The sequence below is a fragment of the Alteromonas marina genome, assembly GCF_000808575.1.
Classification (GTDB): Bacteria; Pseudomonadota; Gammaproteobacteria; order Enterobacterales; family Alteromonadaceae; genus Alteromonas; species Alteromonas marina_A.
Genome location: NZ_JWLW01000065.1, coordinates 69,040 through 87,525 on the forward strand (window position 1 = coordinate 69,040; position 18,486 = coordinate 87,525).

An 18,486-nucleotide genomic window follows, 5' to 3' on the forward strand; every position below is an offset into this window, starting at 1 on the left:
ACAAATTTGCAAACTAGACAGCGTCAAGATAAAAGGCTATGTTGACAGTGTCAAGATAAAACGTTATCTATTCGTCTCAATTTTGAAAATGGAAACATCGGGTTTATGGCTAATGCAGTACAAAGCTACCATCACGGCGACCTGCGCAGCGCGCTGATAGAGGCGGCAACGGCGCGTCTGTCTGAATACGGCGTTGATAGTTTATCGCTTAGAAAGCTGGCAGAAGATGCTGGAGTGTCACGTACTGCGCCCTATCACCATTTTAAAGACAAAAGTGCGCTTTTAAGCGCCATTGCAGCCAAAGGCTTTAGCGATTGGCATACCGCAGCTAAACGAATCTTCGAACAAGAAGACAAAACACCGCAGGCACGTTTTCGCGAATTTGTGCACGAATACATTGGCTACGCTGCCGACAACCCAGAGATGTACGAATTGATGTTTGGTCGCACTATTTGGCAAAACCAAGCGGCGACCAACGATCTGAAAGATGTTGCATTTCCCTGCTTTCAGTTTCAAGTGACGATGACGCGCTATTGGCAGGACAAAGGGCTACTTCCGAACAACCAGGATGCACTTAGATTGGCACAGGTTACCTGGGGCACGTTACACGGGATTGCACGATTGCTTATTGATGGTATTTACGCAGACAGCAGTCATATCGAAGAGATGTGTGATTGTGCAGCGGATTTGTTTATGCAAAAGCAGCCATAAGCAGCACCATTTTTTACGCCTTTTTGGGCACACCGAACTGCCTATACAATCTCTAGGGTATTTACACTGCCTAGAGCAAATAAACTGCCTAGAGCGAGACAGTTCCTCGCTCTTGTTCCTTTTATCGAATTACGCCGACTCTGCTCTAGCTAGAGAAACCGGCTGCCCTTCATGTGCGGCTTTAATAAACTCTGCAGCACGTTCAGCAATCATAACGGTAGGCGCATTGGTATTACCGCCAATTAGACTGGGCATCACCGAGGCATCTACCACTCTAAGACCTGCTATACCTCTTACCCGCAATTGGGTATCAACCACGGCCATCTCATCGTCATCACTGCCCATTTTACAAGTACCAATCGGGTGATAGATGGTTTCTGCGCGCTCACGTAAAAATTCTAATATTTCTTCATCTGTTTGTGCCTCTTCCCCAGGGTATAGCTCACTGCCTTGGAACTTGTCGAAGTCTGGCGCAGATAGCAGCTTACGGGCAATGCGCACACCTTCAATCATGACTTGCTGATCTTCCTCTGCAGTCAAATAATTGGGGTCAATAAGGGCTTGATCAGCAGGATGGTTGCTTTGAAGCGAAATAGTGCCGCGGCTTTTGGGGTATAGACAGCATACGTGAAGGCCATAACCGTAACCAAAAGCTAACTGTCTTCCATGGTCGTTTAAAATTGCCGGTAGAAAGTGAAACTGTATGTCTGGACCTTGTGTCGCTAAGCTTGAGCTAACAAAGCCACCTGCTTCGGCAATGTTGGACGAGAAAATACCTTTGCGCCTAAACGCATAGTCTGCGGTGGCTTTTACGTAGGAAGGCAAGGCCCCTAACGCCACGGCATAGCCCTCTCTGGCTTTGCAGGTATACTGTACAATTGCATCAAGATGGTCTTGTAAGTTTTGACCCACACCCGGCAGGTCTTGTTGTACAAAGATCCCCTTTTCTTCTAGCTCTGCTCTGGGTCCTATACCCGAAAGCATGAGAAGTTGTGGTGAATTAATCGCGCCACCGCAAAGAATAACTTCACTTTTAGCAAAGTAGCGATTTACTACACCTTTTTCGCGTACCTGAACGCCAATAGCACGCCCTTCTTTTAATAGCACCTTTTCGGCAGCGACTCTTGTAAGTACAGTTAGGTTGTTGCGGTGCTTGGCCTGCGTTAAATATCCTTTTGCTGTAGAACAGCGCTGTCCGTTGGCCTGAGTAACATGGTAGTAGCCTAGCCCCTCTCTATCGTCTCGGTTAAAGTCGTCAAGCTGTTGATAGCCTGCAAACGAGGCTGCGTTAACAAATGCGTCCGACAATACGCTGGTATGCCTAAGCTTGCTAACATTGAGTGGGCCGCCTGTGCCGTGGTATTCATCAGCACCTTCTTCAAAATTCTCAGAGCGTTTGAAATAAGGCAGTACATCATCAAATGACCAACCTTCAGCCCCTTCTTCAGTAGCCCAGCGATCGTAGTCTTCTTTTTGCCCGCGAATATAACACATTGCGTTAACCGAACTGCTGCCGCCCAAGGTTTTACCGCGTGGCCAGAACAGTTCTCTGTCATACATCTCTTTTTGGGGTGCCGTGTGATAACCCCAGCCAATCCCCTCAAATCTACTGAGTAAAGATAACCCAAACGGGATATGAATGAGCGGATTAGTATCCTTTGAGCCAGCCTCTAATAGCAAAATATCTAACGCGGGGTTTTCTGATAAACGGGTGGCAAGCACCGCGCCCGCAGAACCGCCGCCTACAATAATGTAATCGTATTTGCTCAGTACTTCGCTCATTTCGCCAACTCCTTGAGGGCAAGACTATTAAATGTTAAAAAAACGTTGTGGTACGACCAGATTACCAAACAACACTTCGCCAAGAAAAGACTTAAATTGTAAGATTTAAAAAATCTAATAATCCTGATAACTTAAGTGCTATATCGAAGTAGCCCCTACTCTGAAAAAACTAACAACAAGCCACCGCCTAGTAGATTTAGGCTAAGAATGAACGTTGACCCAAAACCTATCGTTTAAAGACAAATGTAAAGTCTACCTTGCACAATGGCTTGTGAAATGGGGCAAGCTGACGCACGACGACTTCACGAAATCAGAGCTTCATGACCTCGTAAAAGGCAGCTTTCCTTACTCATTCACTTTCGATATCCCCATGGGAACTGGCACGGTTACCGTGCTTGAAGGAAATATCACGCTAGATAGTGAAAGCAACCGTATTGGTCTGCAGTGCCTCTCTGCGCTTAATATTGTGGTTGCCACCACGACTATTTATCGCGCTCATGTTGTATTTACCGTGTCGGCTTCCCCCTATTACGACAAAAATATGAGTACACTTTATTTGACCGACGTCACCACTGACAGCGTGACTCTAGTTAACGATGATTACGCGTTGATTAAAGACACGCAATTTCTGATGTCGCGCTTCTTCCCTAAAAGTGTAAACACACTGCTTGGCGGGTCGTTAAAGTCGGCCCTTTCGCTTTTTAGTGCCGGAACGTCTGATATTGCTGCAGACTATTTGCAGGTCTATTTATCTGGCTCGAAACAAGCAGTGTTGGACTACCACATCCCTCTCATTAACAGCGCCATTAAAAAGCAAATTAAGCAGGAAGACTTAAGCCATACTATGCGTAACGACCATTGGCGCGAGGTTCTGTTCTCAAAAGCTGGACAAAACGTGCGTGTAGAAGACGACGTACTGCGCTTCTATCTCATTGAGTGACAACGATTACTGTTTGGAACAATGCATGCTAGTGATCTGATACAATAGAGACAGGGACGGTATCCACCTGTTCACCAATATCGTCGATGTTTAGCCTGGGGTCGTCCACACTTGCTTCTAGCATATCGAACGCCTCTTTGACGTAGCGCGCTAACGGCTGAAGCGACTCAATATTCTTATTGCAGCACACTAAGCCCACATTTGCAGTGCCTGCATATGTCATAAGCGTAATATTTACCCCGCCACCTGGCGTCATGGTGGAAATGGGGTAACAAGCTAAAAGCTCTGCATCTTTTAGATACCGCGTATCTTTTGGTCCTGGAACATTTGAAATCAGGATGTTTGCAATGGGTTTGACTACGCTAGATAACCTTAACCACTCAAAGACCAGTGCAAGCGATTGAATAACAATGGTATAGCCGCTAAACGCTGCGGGCCGCGCGTGCTGCGCTGCATGTTTAACAATGCGGTGATTCACTACAATTTGACGCAAACGTAAATAAGGATCAGTTTCACCGTGAGCAAGCTGCACCGGCACAATAGCTATCTTATTGCCCGTGGTTTTCTCTCCGGGTTTACGCAAATTGATTGGCATATTGGTGAACAAGGCTTTTTTAAATACTTGCCCGTGGTCTTGCAGCAGTTTATGTACACCGATATCGAAGGCACATAGCAATACCTCGTTTGCCGTAGAGCGCGTTCGCCTTGCCAGGGCTTTCACACGCTTAAAGTCTAAGTCCATGGTAGCCACAGCCCTTCCCGCTTTCACTTGTCCAGTCAGCACTGTTTTCGTACCAGTGAAAGGAATAGGCATATAGTGTGGGTTCACTCGCAGCACTTTCATGAATATACGAATAAAGATAATTAGCAAATCGAGCGCGGTTTTAAGCGCGTAACCCACTCCCACTAAGCGCTTATAAAAGCTCACAGGCTCTCTGCGCTTATGGCGCAGTCGTTTTACTGCCCATACTGGTGTGAACTTAGTCTCATGTGAATTTGATACATATCCCGCTTGGAACCAACGCACTAAGGTTGCCCCATCGCCATACATATGATGAACCCGCGCATAAATAGCAAACGTCTCGCTGTTGTCATCAAAGATGAAATGGTATTGCCAAAGGGGCTTGTCGGGATCTAACCGCGAAGCATGTAATCTTGCTACAAACGCATCGAGTGCTTCGCGGTTTGTAACATCAGCCACACGATGAATTTGAACGTGATAATCCATGTTGAGCTTTTTTACCGGCGCAAACCCCACCGGGTACCCCAATACCGTTTTTACCGCACAGTTGAAGGGAGAAGTAGCACGGGCAAAGCTTTTTATTTCTTGAAATAGTTGAGGGACATATTCAGTACTTTTTGCCCCTTTAGGTATGGCAAGTAGCTGCAAGCAAGCTACGTGTTTTGGATTCTCGTCTGACTCTGTTATCCAAAATGACTTATCTAAGAAACTGAGCGTTTTTGCCATTACTATTCCTTTACGCGAAGTCGAGGGGTGACGGGGTTGAGGCATCTCTCATAAAGTCATGAGAGTCGAGCATCTGTTCTAACTGCTGTTTTTGTTCATCGGATAATGCCAACCTTGGCAATACACTTACCATCATTAGCGACAAGGCGTGGTAGCGCTGCGTTGTACTATCCATATGACTGTTTAGTTCATCAAATTGACAAGACTGTGTGATAATTAAGGACATTAAATCCACCATAAGTGCCCGGTCTGCCTTTGAGGCAATAAGAATGTCTCGTTTCGATAGCGACTCAAAAAGATAAGCTAATTGTTTATTTAAGCTAGACAATATGTGCTGTCTAGGACGCACAATACTGGGATATTTTTCTGCTAAGTCAGCGGGGCTACGGTAGAAAAAGCGAAATACATGAATACTATCTATAAGCAAATACAGGTAATACATAATTTCTTCAGGATGAAGTGTATCGAGCTTTTCTCGGCTTAGTATCTTCTGCATCTGCTGTTCATGCATTTTCATCAACGCGTTAACCAGGCTGTCCTTGCCTTTAAAGTGGTAGTAGAGATTCCCCGGACTAATATCAAGCTCAATGGCGATATCAACACTGGTAACGGTGTTTTCGCCGTGCTCATTAAATAAGGTTAGCGCGGTGAGTAGTATTTTCTGCGCGGTTTTCATAATTTAGTTCAATCCTTTGCCAACCCAGTGCGTTAATTTTTTGTTCGTGAAACACGCTACATAAACACCAGATAGAGTTGAGCAATACCAGCTACCATACCTAGAATAGCGCCGGTTACGATGAGCTTCCACTCATCCTGTTGATAAGCTGGGCGCAAAACGCCTTCAAATTCTTCAACACTTAACGCCTGCATGCGCTCACTTAAATCGTGCCCAATCTGCATAGCATTATTAGCGTAATCAAACGCATAAAGCAGATATTTATCAGAATTATCGAATATCTGACGCACCGCTAGTCCCTTCATTTTATGGTAATTTTCTGACCCCACACCCAACGCAAAATACGGTTGCGCTATAGCAACATAGCGTTCAATAGCGTCGTTGACATGAAGCTCAATGAGTTCTAAAAGCTGGGCTGAGCCTGAACCATGCAAAATTACATGGGTGATGTTTTTAGGCGTTATAAGCTTTTCTTCAATAATATTTGAATAGACTTCAGACACTTCTTTTTGGCGTTTTAAAAACATACCTTGAATAGTAATAGGCCCCAGTTTTCTCGGACGTTTGGGTTCAAATATTATCTTGATGGCAATCCAATTGGTGGCATAGCCCACAAGCAGCCCACCTAAAGGTAGAATCCACCATGCTTGATAGAAATACCAAAGCAGCATGGTTGGTAAGCCGAATAGGAAACCGAAGTAAAAGCCAGAGCGCACTATAAACGGAAACTCTTTGCTGCCCGCCGTTAAGAAAATTTCATTAACGAGCTCGGGCGCATTCACCAGCTGCTCTACCACCAGCTCTTTAATATCTAAAATTTCTGAGACATTGTGCTGAAAGTCGTCCACCATCTTGTGGACCACATTAGGGATGTCGTTTTCTATGCGTTGGTAAACTAAATTTTTACCTTGCACAGGCAACGCTGCCCAAAGTTGAGGCGCTGATTCGGCCATTACGTCATTGACAACTTTGCGTATAACCTGCCCTAAGCGGCGCTCAATAGCCTTCGTCAGCTCATCTGCATCTAAGCGCTGCGCTAATTCTTCAACACTTAGCAATTTGCCTAAAACCAGCTCAACCTCAATCTCGGCCATTTGGCGGCGCTTAGCAGGAATGAGTCCCTGCCACCCTAAGAATGGCTTAATACCGACGAATTCAATGGGGTAAAACATCATTTTTACCGCCAGATAGTTGGTTAGCCACCCAACAATAGCGCTAATTAAAGGAATTGATAGCAGACTCAGCGTTTCAAAGTTCCATTCCATACTACAAAAAAGAGATCCACATTGTTATTTTCTCTCTCAGGCTACTGAGTGCTTATGAAATGGTCAATGTAAAAAACAAAATTACTGCTAATTGTTGATTGAAAACAGCTAAATGAAAGTCTAAAAGTTAGAATGTTTGACCTTGTGTGATTCACCTAAAGTGCATCAGTTTTCTCAACAACAAACGATTAGGTAGTGAATTCTAAATTTACGCCATACACTCAAAATAGTGTATGAACCGCTGTTCTCATGCCCTTGCTTTAAGTCTTCGTTATAGAGACATTTAAAGACCTGTAATTTTTGAGAACTGCGTTCTAAATGAAAACTATCGTTTTGCTGGTGTTTTTCGGGTCAGTGTACTTTTTCCAATGAGTAGAAGGCACAGCCCTCATCAATCAAAAATAGGTACTCGTCATGGCAGTATTCGACTTGCGGTTAAAAAAGCTTGAACATGAGATTGAGCATGCAGGCAATTATGATGAATATGAGGCCGCGTGCTTAGCGCACGATGCATTGTCTGGTGCTGAGGAATGGAAAGCCGAAGACGCTAGCGATGATTACGACTACAAACTAATTCGAAAACGGGTTCAGCGCCTACAGCTTGCCAGAGGCAAAGGCGATTTACATGCGCTTATGTCGATTCTGCACGAGGGGCTACACGGCAATTTAGGCAATATTGCCAACCCCGTATTACTTACCCAGTGTAAAATAGGCACTAAATATCTTATTGAACAGTTTATTGACGAAGTGATATTGGCGCTAGAGCAAATTTATCACGCCGATGAACAAGACGTAGACTTTTACGAGAAACTGTCATTTTTTGAAGAGACTGCACACGCCTTCGGGCGCAGCTGCCTTATGCTTTCAGGTGGCGCAGGCTTAGGCTTTTTCCATGCTGGCGTGGTTAAGTCATTAAACGAAAAAAACTTGCTGCCTACGGTAGTGTCTGGCTCGAGTGCCGGGTCAATCATCGCAGCCATGCTGGGCACGCGAACGCACGACCAATTATTAGAAGCACTCAGCGCAGACTTTATTTACGAGACTTTTAAACATTGGCGAAGCTTTGCCGGTCTTGGAAAGAAAGGGCTATTTGATAGTTCAGTGCTCGAAAACGCGCTGATTGAACTTTTCGACCTCACTACCTTCGAAGAGGCTTTTAAGAAAACAGGTCGACACATTACTGTGACGGTATCCCCTGCCGACCTCCATCAACATTCGCGCTTGTTAAATGCTAAAACCTCACCGAATGCCATTATTACTCAAGCGGTACGTGCATCCTGCGCGGTCCCAGTGATTTTCAGCCCCGTACAGCTAAGAGCAAAAACCCTATCAGGCGATATAGTGCCTTATATCCCTAATCGTCGTTTTGCTGATGGTTCAATAATGGCCGATCTCCCCTTTGAGCGCTTAGCGAGGCTATATGGTGTAAATCACAGCATTGTAAGCCAAACAAACCCCTTAGCAGTGCCGTTTATATCTGCAAACCGCATTGTTCCCAACTCGCTTTGGGATATGTCGGCACGTCATATTGGGCAACTGGCAAAGACTAATAGTATTTTCGCTATTGATGTCATTGAACGTTTGACTGGGAATAAGAGCGCTAAGCTAGCAATTCACAAAGTACGTTCTATTATTGATCAACAGTATGTCGGCAATATTAATATTTTACCCAAGCGGCAAATACGAAATTTATCGCAGGTATTGTCTAACCCCACCCGTGACAGCATTAGCCAGTTAATTGTCAGTGGAGAGCGTGCTTCATGGCCGCAACTACATGTTATAAAAAGAAATACCAAAATTAGTGAAAATTTACGGTATCATTTAGGCCAATTGAAAAAACGTGAGGCAGTGGAGCTCGGACATGAGGTTAAGTAACCTAATGCAGCGCTGACCTGACCTGGGTTACCCAACACAAAACAAGGGTAATTCGCAGCATCATTTGAAAGGACGACGGTGAGCGCACAAAGCCAAAACCCCGACAATATTTACACGCAGCAAGTAAAGCAGCTTATCAACATGATTTATCCTAAAGATACGGGCTATGGCTCGGTTTTTGAGGATGCTAGTCATTATTTTTCAGTTACTCCCTCTTTAGAGCAGCATATTGAAGACTTAAAAGCTCAGCTTAAGTTAATAGAACGTAATAAAGACAGAGAGGTGCTTGCCGAGCAGCTTACCAAGCAGATAAGAAATAGTTCAGAAAAACTGGAAGAAGAGCGCCTAGCAAGGCTAGAACGACTTGACGCTGTAAGTACAAAAATTATTGAGCTTTGTGAGGGTGACAATTGGCAAGAAACACAGCAGCTTAGTGCAAAGCTACTGGGTACACTCATGTTGCTCACACGAGGCCCTGAGGGTAGTTTTGCTAAAGTGCACATGCGCTTTAAGCCGCTCTACAAGGCTGTTTTAACGTTGCGCTTAGTCGATAGACTGTTAGAGCACGATACAATTGCCCACAAATATTTATCCAAGTACCGTGAAGCCGCCTCTCGCTTTCGCGGAAACCGCTATTGGCGAGATAAATGGAAAATTGAGCTTGGACGCCCTCTAATCACCGCAGCGCTTCTGCAAGATATTGGCTTACAAAGCCCTGCTGCACAAACCATATTAAAAGGTGAAAACGGCGACCTAGATGAGTTTCGTTTATTAGATGAATCACAGCGCAAAGACCTGCTGAAGCTGAACTATCACTTTACGTTACGTTACTTATCAGATGGTTTAGGACAGCCTAACTACGTAGGTAACAACAAAGAAGAGAGAGACCGTTTCAATAAAACGCACAAAGACGCTAGCGAGTTTTTGCTGAGTTTGGTTAAAGACGCCTTTGTGTCAAAATCCGGTTTAGGCGAGATTGTAAAGATCCCTCAAATTTACGTTTCCATTGTGCTTTCAACCAAGTCAGACTACTCGCGAATGAGCCTACCCAAGGGGTATATGCTAATTGAACAACTGGCGAAGAAAGGGGGCCTAAATAAACAGTTAGCACAGGACTTTGTTGAACTTGTGGGCTACTTCCCTCAAGGCTTCGGTATTACTTATATTCCGGTAAATGAAAAAGGACAAGAAAAGGACCAATACGAATGCGCCATAGTGATTGGTCTCAACCCAAAAAATCCAGCCGAGCCTTTATGTAAAGTGGTGACAAGAAATCAGAAGTATATAACTAGCGGTGCTCAGGAGATTATCCCCAAAGGGAGAAACTTGTACTTCCCGGCTAACAGAAAAAAGTTAATGCGGGTGGGTCAAGACAGATTGGGCGAAATCATGAGCCAGTTGTCGAGCAATTTCACGCCAGATGCTATTGATGATTTAGTACCAAGCTTTTGGGAACCGTACGACTTTTTTGGTTTTAAAAAACATCAGAATCTGTGGGCGAAGAACAATTAGCGAGTAAATATTCTTCTATAAAAATATGATAAAACATGGACTGGACGTTACGTTTTTATGACTATTGAGGTAAGCCGAGCACAGCTTAGAAAAGCAAGATTGGGGGTCTGTTTTGTCGCTTTGATTGCCCTAATTTTTGTCATCGTCTTTTCAATACAAGTCTTTAAAGGGTTAGCTGGCCCAATCTCTTCAATGAATTGGCTTCCTATCAAAGCAACTTTAATAAATGTATATATTGACGAAATGATTACAACAACGACTAAAGATAATCGAAGTCAATATACTTTATACACGCCTCGTATCCTTTATAAATACAATACTAGTGGCCAACAACATATCGGAAGAAAAGTTACTTGGGATGATATATACGACGATGGCTTTATGCTTGAATTAGGGCTTGAATTAAAAAGAAAGTTTGCAGCTTCTGAACCAATCGAGATTTACATAAACCCAAATAACGAGGCACAGTCGGTTTTGATCAAAGGTATTATTTGGGAACATATGTCGATGTTGCTTGTCGTTTTTCTTATTTCTTGGTCGGTCTTTCTTTGGTTAGTGTACATTCTTAATTTCAAGTTGAAATATAAGCGCTGATTACCTTGAACTAATCTCGTTACACTTGAAGAGCTACTGTTGGCACATACAGTTCGCTTACTTAAATTATTGACATCTCCGTTTCATATTTTCTTTAACGCCTCTGCTGAAAGACGTAAAGCCAAACTCAAATACAACTATCTCTATGCGTAGTCTACGGCATTAATATTTCTTATACTCGTTTTTATTATTCAAAAGGGAATTTAAGTATGAAAGCGGATGACGAAATTACTATTACAGGAGAACTAGCTGCCTCTAGTTTTTGCAACGCAAATTTAAATATTAATAAAGATGCCGTCACTATTACTCCTAGTTTAAGAGCCTATTTGTTTGAATGGGTAATGCAAATTTTTTGTTGGGCATGCTGCATATTTATGTCGGTTAAAGTTTGGCAGTTGGAGCCAAACCTTGATTCGAAAACCGAATTCGTTGTTGTCGTGCTTACATTGGGGGGGCTCTTTAGTTTAGGAACGGCCTTTATATGCAGAAAAAGCAGAAGAAAATTCTATTTTGACCTAAACGAAAAAGCGCTGAATGTCGGCAGTTCGCATAGTCCGAAAACTAAAGTTGGTTTTGATTCGTTTGAAAAGCTTCTGTTAGTTACGCATCGAATATATACATCTAGTGGGTCACTTACTTGTCACGAGCTAAGCGTTTTAACTAATAACCAAAAACGAATCGCGTTAATTTATCACGGTGATTATTACGCAATACAAAACGATTCAGATATACTCGCGAAAATACTGGGATTAGAAGTGGATAATTTAGAGACTTGATGCTGCTATTCATTATTTTTGAACTTACTGAAAGACAATCTACAGCACCTCTGACACGAAGCAGCGCCAATTAATGCATATGCGTGTAATTGGCGCTTTTATCAAAAGCGACTTCTAGCTATATTCAGTGCTTTTACTCGTCGTTTTTAGCGGTTTCAGATGAACTCGATGTACTTTTAGTCGTACTTTGGGCCGGTGTAGTTTTGTTACTCGCCGTTGTTTTACGTGCTGTGCTCTTAGCTGCAGTTGACTTCGCTGCAGTACGCTTACCAGCTGTTCCAGTAGACGCTTTTTTAGTTGTGCTCGTCGATGTCGTCGCAGGCTTTGCCGAACTCGTTTTGCGAGTGCGTGTAGTTGAAGAAGAGGCACTGGACGACTTAGCCGGAGTACTTTTAGTTGCTTTTTTCTCAGGTGCAGCTGCCTTGCTCGCAGTGCTTGCCGCATCTACTTTTTTAGCCGCTTCTTTCGCAGCTAATAGCGCTACCTGTTCAACGAGCAAGTCCACTTTTGCACTCAGCATTTCGAGCTGTTGCTCTTTCTGTTGACGTTTTTGGCCGCCAGACAAGGCCGAAAATAATGGCGTTGATGCCACCAGCTTTTGTGCAGTATCGACTAAAGCGAAAGGATTAAGCGAACGTCTGAGTTCACTCTCCACCTCCAGGCCTTTAACCTGCATAGCATTAATAGTCTCTTGGGTGTCATCAATTTTCTGGCTGACCACACCTGCGGCTTGTTCAAGCTTTGCAGACAATAGGTCTGAGCCGGCAAAGAGCCATCCAAACAAGGGGGATGATTTTAATGGTGAAGCGCTGGTACCGTTTAACGTTGTCAATTCTCTTTCGACAACAGGCACAGCTTCTGGATTAGGGATATTTTTGTTGCTCATAACGCCTCCAATATGGAGATTTGTAAGCATGGCAATGTAGGAAATGTTCGAAGCTTAGCTAAAACACTTTGTTTAAAAGCGTCCTTGAGCGCTCGGCTTTCATTGCCACTCAATTGCAATTTATTCTAATACCCTTCTATAGCGAAGTAGTATATAGAAATTGCACATAGGGCACCGCAAGCGGTGCCCAAAAGAACCTATGCTTTACTTGCTTGCAGCTAGTTTTGCAACGGCTTCAGTCAAAGCGTCGATTTTTGCTGAAAGCTCTTCGATGCGCTGATCTGCAGGTTCAGAATCTAAACCAAGCTTTTTACGAACGTCAGCTACACGGTTTTCCACATCGTTAGTGGTAGATTTAAACTTGCTTTTCGCGTCGTCTTCTAAAGTTTCGCCTTTAGTCACAAGCTCGTCGAACATTTTGCTCGCTTCTTCGCTTAACTTCTCGTAACGCCCCTGCGCTTCCTCAACGCTTTTACCATAAGCGCCTAGGCCTGCTAACCAAATTTTACGCGCCATTTCTTCGGCTTCGTTAATTTTGCCTTTGATTGTATCAGTAGTAGTCATGTTCAGCTCCTATGAATGCTAAATTTGAGTGTGTTTCAACACCATGATTAAACTTTACGCTTAACAATTAGAATCCGCATACTAAAAACGTAAAAAAATAAAAAAGCCCAAAAAGCGAGTGCTTATTTGGGCTTAAATATTAAAACGCTTCTTTTTGAAAAGTGAATCAACGCAACAAGTAACTGATGTCACCTTCCTCTAGAGAACGCGGCTTCTTACAGCGGTACACCTGCTAGATGCAAAACAAAGGCATATTCTAGAGCCGTTGATTCAAAACGCTTGAAGCGTCCTGACGCGCCGCCGTGCCCTGCTTCCATGTCGGTCTTAAACAGGAGTAAGTTATTGTCTGTTTTATACTCTCTAAGCTTCGCTACCCACTTCATAGGCTCAAAGTATTGCACTTGCGAATCATGCAACCCTGTGGTCACTAGCATGTGCGGATAATCTTTAGCTTCTACTTGATCGTATGGCGAGTAAGACAGCATGTAGTCAAACTCATCTTTATTGGCTGGGTTGCCCCATTCAGTATACTCACCTGTGGTCAATGGAATAGTCTCATCGCTCATAGTGGTAACCACGTCAACAAACGGCACGTGGGCGCTCACTCCTTTGTAAAGCTCAGGGGCCATATTTACAACCGCCCCCATTAACAAACCACCAGCGCTTCCGCCCATTGCAAATACTCGATTTTCATCAGCATACTGCTGAGCAACTAAGCCTTTTGATACATCTATAAAGTCGGTAAATGTATTCATCTTATGATGCATTTTGCCGCTCTCATACCATTCACGTCCCAACATTTGCCCACCGCGAATGTGTGCAATGGCGACCACAAAACCTCTGTCTATGAGTGAAAGCCAGCTGCTCCTAAATGTAGGATCGATAGTTGCACCGTATGAGCCGTAAGCATATTGATATAGTGGATTCGTGCTGTCTTTTTTGAACTTATCTTTTCGATAAACCAAGGACACTGGAATCATAGCGCCATCGCGCGCTTTAATCATCACGCGCTCAGACGCGTAAGCTGAGGAATCAAAGGTCTCAGATACGCGTGTTTGCTTCATGACTTCACTTTCAAGCGTGTCTAAATTGATATCAATAATAGAGCCTGGCGTAGTCAACGAGCTGTAATAGATCCTAAGCTTATTAGTATCCATTTCAGGGTTGGCATTGAAGTACGCACCGTAAATTGGGTCTTGAGTTGGAATAATCTTTTCTTTATTTGAAATAAGATTATGCACAACCATGCGCAGCATGCCGTTTTCTTTTTCTTTCACAACCAGATGGTTTTCCATCACTTCAATACTTTGAAGAAAGACCTCTGGACGATGTGGCACTACTTCCTGCCACTTTGACACGTCAGCAGTAGCGTTCAGTGGCGCCTTCATCACTTTGAAGTTTTTTGCATCAATGTTGGTTAGAACGTAATAACCGTCACTTGCTTTCGCTACGCTATATTCCTGCCCTTCCTTAATAGGTAAGAAAACTTCTGAATCAGACGTGGGGTTATCTGCATCAATCAAAGTCACGCCTGTTTTGTCAGTGTTAGAATGATGAATATAAATAACGCTGTCGTCTTTGCTTTTACTAATGTAGGTATAAAACGTCGGGTCGCTTTCTTCGTAAACTAATACATCGCTTTCTTGTGAAGTACCCAGCTTGTGTCGATACACTTGATAACCTAAAAGGGTTTGAGGGTCTTTTTTCACATAGAATAAATGTTCATTGTCATTCGCCCATACAGCCCTACCTGACGTGCCCTCTAGCACATCGTTTAGCTTTTCGTCGCTTTCCAGGTTTTTCACATATACGGTATAAATGCGACGACTAAGTGTGTCTTCTGAGTACGCCATGAGCATATTATTACTGCTAACCGCGTAGCTACCAATGCTGAAATAATCATGCCCTTCAGACATAACATTCGCATCGAGCAACACTTGCGGCTCTGCATCTAGCGAGGGCTTTCTCAAATAAACAGGATACTCATTTTCCCCAGAGTAACGGGTGTAGTACCAGTAGCCGTTATCAAACACAGGTACTGTAGAGTCGTCCTTCTCAATACGAGAAACCAGCTCTTCATAAAGCGCCTCTCGGGTCTCTTTAAGCGGAGCTAGTACTGTATCTACGTATCTATTCTCCTGTTCTAAGTGCGCCAATATCTCTGTATCGGTGCGCGAATCATCGCGCATCCAATAATAATTGTCGTTTCTGGTAACGCCATGGGCCGACATTTCGTAAGGCACTTTTTTCGCTACTGGTGCATTTACATTCGTATTTAACATGACTGCTCGTACTGTTTTATCTACTTTTTGTTCTAGGCTGTCCGATTTGTTCTCAACACCACAGCCCGACATCAGCCCACCTGCGGTAAGTACTATCCATAGATATTTCATTATTTTTCCTTTTTAACACTTTTGGAATCACTGCACATTTCGCATTTTTAAAAGACGTAATTCTGTTAAAAATATTTTCAAAATTGTGTGACGAAACGCGCAGCATAATTATATTGAGTATATATAAATGCAACTTAGGTTCTAGCATTATCGGCTTGTCGTTAATCGCTAGTGACCATATTAAATGTTACAAAATACACAAGCTCTCGTCAGAGATGAACAAAAAGCTGCGCACACAAAAACGCCGCCCATCTCAAGAGAAACAGGCGGCGTATATACTATTTTTATCATTTGTCTTGTGGCAGCGCGTCTACCAAGCTTGTAGCATCAGTCAACTAGGTCTTTAGGCATTTCATCGCGAATAGCCTGCCACACCTTGCCACTTTCAATACCGTAGTTTCTAACTACCACTGGAACTCTGTCGTACTCACCCTTCTCTGCCACTTCAAGCAAATCGGCGTAATACTTCATCGCAATATCTCGGGCCGGCTGATGTGAGAAAAAATAACCGCCGATTCGCGAATAAAGTCCGCGGAAACCGTTCATCATTAAGACAAATACGTTATTGTTTGAGGCAAGCGCTAGATCGTGAGTCATTTGATAATCAAATTGAGCAAACGCCAAGCCTTCTTGATCTACATTTTTGTACCTAGCAATGATATCTGCAGACGCTTGAGGATTGTTACGAATGGCGCCTCGGATGAAAACTGCACTTAAATTCGTGCGAGCAGCAAGCAGATTATCGACCAATTCCGGAATGCCTTCTTGGTCCAAGCGAGCAAGCGTCTCGAGAATGTTAAGACCGCAGGTTTCCCAGAAATTATTTACCTTAGTTGGCTTTCCGTGCTGAATGGTCAACCAGCCATCACGAGCTAAACGTTGTAGCACTTCTCTTAACGTAGTTCGCGTTACACCAATTAACTCAGAAAGCTCTCTTTCTGCAGGCAAAATGGTGCCAGGTGGAAATCGTCCACTCCAAATAGATTCAACAATGTATTCTTCGGCGAATCCAGCTGGACTCTGTGCCTTATAAATCATAACTAATCGCCTGCACGTTATTGTTATTTTGCAACTGATTGTACCAGATGCTGTTTTATTATCACAATGAATTATGCCTCGTCCACTAAAGCTTTTAACAACTTGTTAAAATTAAAGTGTTATTTCAAACACCATTAAATGTCTGCTGCTCATTTTGTGTGCGAAATATTACGCATTGCCAATTTCAATGATAACTATGGTTAAAAAAGTGATAAATATTCAGTGACTTTCACATGGTGGGGTCTGTGAATTGCTTTCTCAAGACGTTAATATCATGTACGCTTAATTTCCGACTATAATGACAGCAGCAAAACCGCGGTAAGGCGAATTATATCGCGCAAAGCCAGCAGTTTATGTATGCAATAACCGGAACTACACAGTATAAAGATGCGCAAAAATGCGTGCTTTGTTGTAAAAGGAACAGGAACTCATGCAAACCTCAATGATCGCGGCGATCTATAAGAATTTCCTGGGACATGCGCCCGACTGGTATAAAAAAACCATCATTGCCTTTCTCATTGTTAACCCCTTCATCTTTATGGTGGACCCATATGTTGCTGGCTGGACGCTTGTAATCCAATTTATATTTACCTTGGCAATGGCGCTGAAGTGTTATCCACTTCAACCAGGCGGCCTACTGCTTATTGAAGCCATGTTCATTGGAATGACGTCTCCTGGTCACATGATGCACGAGATTGAAGTGAATTTAGAAGTACTCTTACTTCTAGTATTCATGGTAGCGGGCATCTACTTTATGAAAGACCTGCTGATGTACTTATTTACCAAGTTGGTGATAAAGGTTCGAAACAAGTTGGTGCTTTCTCTTTCTTTTATTTTTGCATCTGCGTTTCTATCGGCGTTTCTCGACGCATTAACGGTTGTTGCAGTAATAATCAGTGTAGGTCTGGGCTTTTACTCTATCTATCACAAAGTAGCGTCGGGCAAGGAGTTTCATTCTGATCACGACCACACTAGCGACGACGAGTTGGGAAGCCACGACTTAGAAGACTTCAGAGCTTTCCTACGCAACCTTATGATGCACTCAGCCGTAGGTACTGCCCTTGGTGGTGTTATGACCATGGTAGGCGAACCACAGAACCTGATTATTGCAGACAAGGCAGGCTGGGACTTCGTTGAATTTTTCATCCGTATGGCACCTGTTACTATCCCAGTATTCGTATTTGGACTACTTACCACCGTAATTCTGGAAAAAACCGGTATGTTTTCATACGGCGCAAAATTACCTGCAGCGGTAAGACAGATTTTGGTCGACTATAACGACCATATGGACAAGGGCCGCAGTAAGCGTGAAACCGCTAAGCTGGTAGTACAAGCACTAATAGGTGTTTGGTTAATCATTGGCCTTGCTACGCATATGGCGTCAGTGGGTCTTATCGGTCTGTCTGTTATTGTACTTGCTACTTCAATGAGCGGTGTTATCGAAGAGCACGCACTTGGTAAAGCGTTCGAAGAAGCACTGCCATTTACCGCACTACTTTGCGTATTCTTTGGCGTAGTAGCCGTTATCATTGACCAGGGCCTTTTCCAGCCGGTAATCCATTGGGTACTATCGTTTGAAGGCGAAACGCAAATGGTTATGTTCTATCTTGCTAACGGTGTGCTTTCGATGGTGAGTGACAACGTGTTTGTGGGCTCTGTTTATATCACTGAAGTCACAGCGGCTCTACAGGCCGGTCAAATCACACGTGACCAGTACGATATGCTTGCTGTAGCAATCAATACGGGAACCAACTTACCAAGTGTGGCAACACCAAACGGTCAAGCTGCTTTCCTATTCTTGCTGACCTCAGCCATCGCGCCACTGCTTCGTTTGTCGTACGGCCGTATGGTTATGATGGCATTGCCATATACCATCGTGCTGACCATCGTTGGTTTGTTAGCAACATACATTGGACTTGCTGATGCTACTCAGGTGCTTTACGACATGCACCTCATTGAACACCACACCGCTGCTGAAGCGGGTGCTCAAGCGGTAGGCCACTAAT

At 43.6% G+C, this 18,486-nt stretch carries 15 protein-coding genes; 7 read left to right on the forward strand and 8 right to left on the reverse strand.

From position 1 onward, the window contains the following. The first annotated feature begins 105 nt into the window (after positions 1–105). On the forward strand, positions 106–711 hold the full coding sequence (locus RJ41_RS15400) for a TetR/AcrR family transcriptional regulator (protein ID WP_020743878.1): 606 nt from the start codon (positions 106–108) through the stop codon (positions 709–711). A 129-nt stretch (positions 712–840) separates the two neighbouring features. On the opposite strand, the gene RJ41_RS15405 is transcribed toward RJ41_RS15400, so the two are convergent. Then, positions 841–2,493, reverse strand: coding sequence for a GMC family oxidoreductase (locus tag RJ41_RS15405; RefSeq protein WP_039222748.1), 1,653 nt, complete (start codon positions 2,491–2,493; stop codon positions 841–843). 214 nt (positions 2,494–2,707) lie between these two features. On the opposite strand from RJ41_RS15405, the gene RJ41_RS15410 reads away from it, so the two are divergent. Continuing rightward, a complete protein-coding gene (locus RJ41_RS15410) occupies positions 2,708–3,433 on the forward strand; it encodes a DUF1439 domain-containing protein (protein WP_039222750.1) in 726 nt (241 codons plus the stop codon). Between the two features lie 28 nt (positions 3,434–3,461). On the opposite strand, the gene RJ41_RS15415 is transcribed toward RJ41_RS15410, so the two are convergent. Genes RJ41_RS15415 through RJ41_RS15425 form a run of 3 tightly spaced genes read right to left on the reverse strand, consistent with a single transcriptional unit; the run spans position 3,462 to position 6,842 of the window. After that, complete coding sequence (locus RJ41_RS15415) at positions 3,462–4,901, reverse strand: wax ester/triacylglycerol synthase domain-containing protein (RefSeq protein ID WP_039222752.1); 1,440 nt, start codon at positions 4,899–4,901, stop codon at positions 3,462–3,464. A gap of 10 nt (positions 4,902–4,911) precedes the next feature. Further along, positions 4,912–5,577: a TetR/AcrR family transcriptional regulator gene (locus tag RJ41_RS15420; protein WP_039222753.1), complete on the reverse strand. Its 666-nt coding sequence runs from the start codon at positions 5,575–5,577 to the stop codon at positions 4,912–4,914. A 56-nt stretch (positions 5,578–5,633) separates the two neighbouring features. Then, a complete protein-coding gene (locus RJ41_RS15425) occupies positions 5,634–6,842 on the reverse strand; it encodes a DUF445 domain-containing protein (protein ID WP_039222755.1) in 1,209 nt (402 codons plus the stop codon). A gap of 414 nt (positions 6,843–7,256) precedes the next feature. Here RJ41_RS15425 and RJ41_RS15430 point away from each other — a divergent pair, with 414 nt between their 5' ends. The 4 genes from RJ41_RS15430 to RJ41_RS15445 all read left to right on the forward strand — a co-directional run bounded on the left by RJ41_RS15430 (position 7,257) and on the right by RJ41_RS15445 (position 11,599). After that, positions 7,257–8,717, forward strand: coding sequence for a DUF3336 domain-containing protein (locus RJ41_RS15430; RefSeq protein ID WP_039222757.1), 1,461 nt, complete (start codon positions 7,257–7,259; stop codon positions 8,715–8,717). Positions 8,718–8,795: 78 nt separating this feature from the next. Beyond that, positions 8,796–10,229: a hypothetical protein gene (locus tag RJ41_RS15435; protein ID WP_039222759.1), complete on the forward strand. Its 1,434-nt coding sequence runs from the start codon at positions 8,796–8,798 to the stop codon at positions 10,227–10,229. A gap of 57 nt (positions 10,230–10,286) precedes the next feature. Continuing rightward, positions 10,287–10,823, forward strand: a complete 537-nt coding sequence (locus RJ41_RS15440; RefSeq protein ID WP_039222761.1) for a DUF3592 domain-containing protein — start codon at positions 10,287–10,289, stop codon at positions 10,821–10,823. A 209-nt stretch (positions 10,824–11,032) separates the two neighbouring features. After that, complete coding sequence (locus tag RJ41_RS15445; protein WP_039222762.1) at positions 11,033–11,599, forward strand: hypothetical protein; 567 nt, start codon at positions 11,033–11,035, stop codon at positions 11,597–11,599. Between the two features lie 133 nt (positions 11,600–11,732). On the opposite strand, the gene RJ41_RS15450 is transcribed toward RJ41_RS15445, so the two are convergent. The 4 genes from RJ41_RS15450 to fadR all read right to left on the reverse strand — a co-directional run bounded on the left by RJ41_RS15450 (position 11,733) and on the right by fadR (position 16,480). Next, positions 11,733–12,485, reverse strand: a complete 753-nt coding sequence (locus tag RJ41_RS15450; protein WP_039222764.1) for a hypothetical protein — start codon at positions 12,483–12,485, stop codon at positions 11,733–11,735. Positions 12,486–12,689: 204 nt separating this feature from the next. Continuing rightward, a complete protein-coding gene (locus tag RJ41_RS15455) occupies positions 12,690–13,049 on the reverse strand; it encodes a phasin-related domain-containing protein (protein ID WP_039222766.1) in 360 nt (119 codons plus the stop codon). Between the two features lie 215 nt (positions 13,050–13,264). Next, positions 13,265–15,442, reverse strand: coding sequence for a S9 family peptidase (locus tag RJ41_RS15460; protein ID WP_039222768.1), 2,178 nt, complete (start codon positions 15,440–15,442; stop codon positions 13,265–13,267). A gap of 327 nt (positions 15,443–15,769) precedes the next feature. Then, the gene (gene fadR, locus RJ41_RS15465; protein WP_039222769.1) at positions 15,770–16,480 is read right to left on the reverse strand and encodes a fatty acid metabolism transcriptional regulator FadR; all 711 of its coding nucleotides are present in this window, start codon (positions 16,478–16,480) and stop codon (positions 15,770–15,772) included. Between the two features lie 430 nt (positions 16,481–16,910). On the opposite strand from fadR, the gene nhaB reads away from it, so the two are divergent. Beyond that, entirely contained in the window at positions 16,911–18,485 is a 1,575-nt protein-coding gene (nhaB, locus tag RJ41_RS15470) for a sodium/proton antiporter NhaB (RefSeq protein ID WP_039222771.1), read from the forward strand. The last annotated feature ends 1 nt before the right edge of the window (position 18,486 follow it).